Source organism: Barnesiella sp. CU968 (assembly GCF_905219685.1).
GTDB lineage: Bacteria > Bacteroidota > Bacteroidia > Bacteroidales > Muribaculaceae > Lepagella > Lepagella muris_A.
The window spans coordinates 1-5,312 of record NZ_CAJMXD010000209.1; the positions used below are offsets into that span (position 1 = coordinate 1).

Genomic DNA, 5,312 nt, shown 5'->3' on the forward strand with positions numbered 1-5,312 from the left:
CTATGCTCCTTCACCTCAAGAAGAAACCTGCTCCAAGCCTAAGTCCCCAAATTCACTTTTATTTTTAAACAAGCTCTAAGTCCGATAAATGGGAATTGAGGATGTAAATATTACAGTTTCTTAAAAAAGATGGCGAAGACATGTGTGTGCGGGCGGGAAAGTCGCCTTATAAGCAGAAGTAAAAAAAGTTTTCCTTAATTGAACAAACCAATGCGAAAAATTCAATTCCTATTCAGGAAATGCATCATCATGAACAGATTGTTTCATTGTGCGGGCTTGTTGCTCGTATTTTTGACGGCGGTGTGTTTTCCACTTTCTGCGGAAGCCCGGAAAGATATGCGGGTGACGCTGAACGAGACAGGTATCCCGATGCCAAAATTGCTTGAACTGATAGAGAAGCAAAGCGGATGCCATTTTGTATATAATAAGAATATCACCGATTTCAATGCGAAGGTAAGTCTGAAGGTTGTGGACGCTCCTCTCGAGAGTGCCCTCAATAAGCTTTTTGCAGGCAGGGGTATCAGCTATGAAATCGATGACAAGTATGTTATCCTTAAGTCCGGTGGCAAAGCTCAGCCCAAAAAGTCGGTGCCAATGAAGGTCACGGGTATCATCAGTGATAAGAATGCAGAGCCTCTGATCGGGGCCACCATCGCCGTCAAAGGTAAGAAAGCGAGGGCTGTCGCCGGTCTTGACGGTGATTATACGATTGATGCCTCCAAGGGTGATGTGCTTGTATTCACCTATATCGGTTTCTCTCCCAAAGAGGTGAAGGTTGGCTCTGACAACAAGATTGACGTGGTTCTTGAGGAATCCGAAACGTTGTTGGGTGAGGTCGTGGTTGTCGGTTACGGCACCATGAAGAAAAAGGATCTTACCGGTGCTGTCAGCTCTATCAACGGAGACGCGGTTACGGACCGCAAGGTGTCGATGCTTTCCTCCGCGCTTCAGGGAGCGTTGTCAGGTGTGCAGGTGACGCGTTCGGGAAGCGACCCGAGTGCCGGCGCGGACATAAAGATACGCGGTATCACCACAATCGGCGACAGCAACCCGTTGATAATCGTAGACGGTGTGCCGGCTGACAATATCAACGACATCAACCCGCAGGACGTTAAGGATATAACAGTTCTGAAGGATGCCGCATCCGCCGCGATATACGGTTCACGCGCTGCTGCCGGTGTAATCCTTATAACGACGAAGCGTGCTTCGGACGGTAAGGTGTCGCTGCAATATTCTTATGAATACGGTTATGAGAAACCGACAACTCAACCGGACTATGTGGACGTGACGCGTTTTATGGCCATGACAAACGAGTTACGGTGGAACGATGCCGGTAACGGCCCCGACCATTTTCCCACCTACATACCGGCGGTTATCAACAATTACGCCACACTGCACGCACAGAATCCAAACGGTTATCCCGACACCGACTGGAGGGGACTGCTTCTGAAAGGTCATTCCAACCGTCAGTCGCATAATTTCCGTATTTCCGGAGGTACGAGCGTGATACGCACCACGGCTTCCATCGGATATGACATGAACGACGGACTTTATGCAGATAAAGATTATAACCGCTTTACGGTCAGAATGAACAATGACATCACAATCAATAAATACATCCAGGCTGCGATAGATGTTAACGTGAAGCGGAGCACATCCACCAATCCCAATTACGACCCTATGAACGCCTGCTACCTCATGCCTCCGGTGTATGCCGCCATGTGGGAAGACGGACGTATTGCCGACGGTAAATCCGGCGACAACCCATATGCCGCCCTTAATTACGGAGGCACGACCAAAAATCACTATAACCAGGTTGGCGGCAAAGCTGCGGTATACATCACTCCGGTGAAGGGGCTGAAACTATCGGCAATAGTTTCTCCCATATGGAATGACTGGAGCGGGAAGCATTTCCGCAAACGCATAGAATATTTCAGCGCTGACGATCCCGACAACCTGATAGGTGCCATCAACGGTTATGCCAGCACATATCTTTCGGAGTCGAGAGGGAAGAGCTTCAGCCTCACCAAGCAATTCCTCGCCAATTACGACAACACCTTCGGCGATCATTCGGTGAGCGCGTTGGTAGGTTATGAAGACAATTCATTTGAAACGGAATCCATATGGGCGGCACGCGACAATTTCGCTCTGACTGAGTTTCCTTATCTGGACCGTGGAAACGACGACTATCAGACGAACGGTGGAAATGCCTCGCATACAGCTTACCGTTCAGTGTTCGGACGCGCCATGTATAACTATCAGGGACGCTATCTGCTGCAGGCAAACATACGGTGCGACCGCTCTTCGCGCTTCGACAAGAAATATCGAGCAGGCTGGTTCCCGTCAGTTTCTGCAGGTTGGGTAGTGACCAGCGAACCCTGGTTCCGCAAACTTGAGCTCGAGCCTTGGCTGAGCTTCCTTAAGGTAAGGGCTTCTTACGGTCTTTTAGGTAACGACCGTGTCGGCAATTATCCGTATCTTCCGTTGCTGAACTATACGAACGCGCTGTTCTGGGAAGGTAACAAGGGTGTGACATCTATCACGGCCGCCCAATGGCAGTATGCGATCCGCGACATTTCCTGGGAAACCACGAAGACATTCGGTGTAGGTCTTGACTTAGCTTTCTTTGACAGCCGTCTCAACGTGACCGCGGATTACTATTACAAGATCACCAAGGATATGATCCTCGATATCGACATCCCTGACTACATCGGGTATGACAATCCCCAGCAGAACACCGGCAAGATGCGCACCACCGGTTTCGAGGTTGAATTGAGATGGCGTGACCGCGTTGCAGATTTCAGCTATTCAGTTGCTGCCAACCTTAGCGACTACACTTCAAAGATGGGTTATCTCGGCGGTAACCAGTTCCTCGGCGATCAGATAAAGACCATGGGCAGCTACTTTAACGAGTGGTATGGCTACCGGAGTGACGGTATCTTCCAGACACAGGAAGAAATCAACAATTATCCTGTCATGAACAGCAGTGTGCGCCCCGGCGACATCAAATATCTGAAAGCGGATCCGAACGACAAGACCCCTGTCTCTCCCGACAAAGACCGTGTGTTCCTTGGCAACTCTCAGCCCCGCTGGCAATATGGACTGACATTGAACGGCTCATGGCGCGGCTTTGACCTAAGCGTAGCTTTCCAGGGTGTCGGCAGCCAGCTTAAACGCAAGACCGCCACCATGGTTCAGCCGCTGCGTGATAATTTCGGCAATATCCCCAAACTTATCGACGGCCGCTACTGGAGCAATTACAACACCCCCGAAGAGAATCTGCGTGCGGAATATCCGCGTCTCACCTCCACGCAGTCGTCATATAACTATGCAATGTCCGATTTCTGGCTTTTCAAGAGTCATTATCTGAGATTGAAGAACATATCTTTGGGGTATACACTGCCTCAGAGTGTCACCAAACACTTCTTCGTGCAGGCATTGCGTTTCTACGTTGCCGCCAACGACCTCTTCTGCATCACCAATTATCCGAGAGGTTGGGATTACGAGGGGTATGGCTCTACAAGTTATCCGATTACAAAATCTTTTATCTGCGGCGTTAACATCACATTTTAATCATGAAAACATTATATTCTATTTTGTTCCTGACTCTTACCTTATCCCTGAGTTCATGTGCGGATCTTGATTTATATCCCCTCGACACAGGTTCGAGCGACTCATGGTATAAGACCGAAGAGGAGGTGAAGGCTTCCATTGCCGGACTTTACAGGGTTGAGTTCTTCCCGATTGACGGCGATAGCTGGACTGACAACCATCAGAGCCGTGACCGTCTCAACGATTTTACGGCAGCCACTCTTAACGGTGAATCCTGGGATGTGAAGAACCGTTGGCAGAATGCCTATAAATCAATCGCGAGATGCAATATCCTGCTCAACAAATTGGCTTCTCCATCCGAGATAGGGATAAATGAAGAGAAAGCCGAACTTTACAGGGCGCAAGTGCTGTTCGTGCGTGCCACACAATACGGAATACTCACTTCATGTTTCGGAGATGTTGTGTGGGTTGACAGAGAGATATCGATTGACGATGCTTTCACCATGGGACGCACCGACCGCGAGGAAGTTATGGAAAAGGTTTACGCGGATTATGACCGCGCGGCAGCTGCCCTTCCTCTCAGCTACGGCACGCGGCAGGAACTTGCCACAAAGTCGGCGGCACTTGCCCTCAAGGCCCGTTATGCGTTATACAACGAAGATTGGGATATTGCCGCCAAGGCAGCGAAGGATTGTATGGACCTTGGTTGCAATGAGCTTTATCCCGATTTCGGGGAATTGTTCCTGTCATCGACCCATCACGCCAAGGAGAATCTCCTTTCATGGCCTTATTCTCTTGAACTCGGTATACACACGGAAAGTGAGGGCTATATACAGGGTCTTTGCCCAAGGAACAGGGGTGGATATGGTTCGGAATACCCCTCCTGGGATCTGTTCGCGTCATTCCTCTGCACTGACGGCCTGCCGATAGACGAATCTCCACGTTTTAATCCACAGAAACCTTTTGAGAACCGCGACCCGCGTTGTGCCTACACGGTTGTGGAATTCGGCACGCAGCATTGCGGTGTCATTTATGATCCCAATCCGAATGTGACTGAAGTTTACAGTTCTATCAGTGGCAAGAATATAACCAATCTCGATTGCAAGTCGGGAAGTCAGTATGCTTCATACAACGGGTTGCTGCTTAAGAAAGGTGTGGATGAGTCTTATATAAACGGCGGTAGCTGGAAGGTTGCTTACGACCGCGTGTTCGTAAGGTATGCCGAGGTTTTACTGACATATGCCGAGGCAATGATCGAAGCCGGGAAGATAGACAACAGTGTCCTTGATGCAATAAATATGGTTCGCGCGCGTGCTTACAAGGCTGATTACCGTAACGGGAGTGCCTATCCGAAAGTCGTTACGAAAGACCGCGATGCCTTGCGCAGTATTGTCCGTGTTGAGCGCAGGATGGAATTCGCATACGAAGGGTTGCGCAGGATGGATTTAATCCGTTGGCGAATCGCAGAGAAGGTGCTCAACACTCCTGACTACGGATTGCTCGACAAGGATGCGCTCGTTTCGAAGCTTGTTGACAAGAACCTATGGTTCTGGCCGGAGAAGCCTCAGATTGATGAAAACGGTTGCGCTGATTTCTCCCAGATTTATAATAAGGGATTGTGCAAGATCATAACCCGCCGTCAGTTTGACGCATCCAAGAATTATCTTTGGCCTATTCCTTCACGGGAGGTGATAACAAATCCTTATCTGGGGCAGAACGACAATTATTGAAACTAAAAAATATACAGAATGAATTATCTT

2 protein-coding genes are annotated in these 5,312 nt (G+C 49.2%); both read left to right on the top strand.

Annotation, left to right across the window (positions count from 1 at the left end; genetic code table 11):
* Positions 1-249: 249 nt before the first annotated feature.
* Entirely contained in the window at positions 250-3,573 is a 3,324-nt protein-coding gene (locus JX312_RS08820; RefSeq protein WP_239653871.1) for a TonB-dependent receptor, read from the top strand.
* Between the two features lie 2 nt (positions 3,574-3,575).
* Complete coding sequence (locus JX312_RS08825) at positions 3,576-5,282, top strand: RagB/SusD family nutrient uptake outer membrane protein (protein WP_204457743.1); 1,707 nt, start codon at positions 3,576-3,578, stop codon at positions 5,280-5,282.
* Positions 5,283-5,312: the final 30 nt, after the last annotated feature.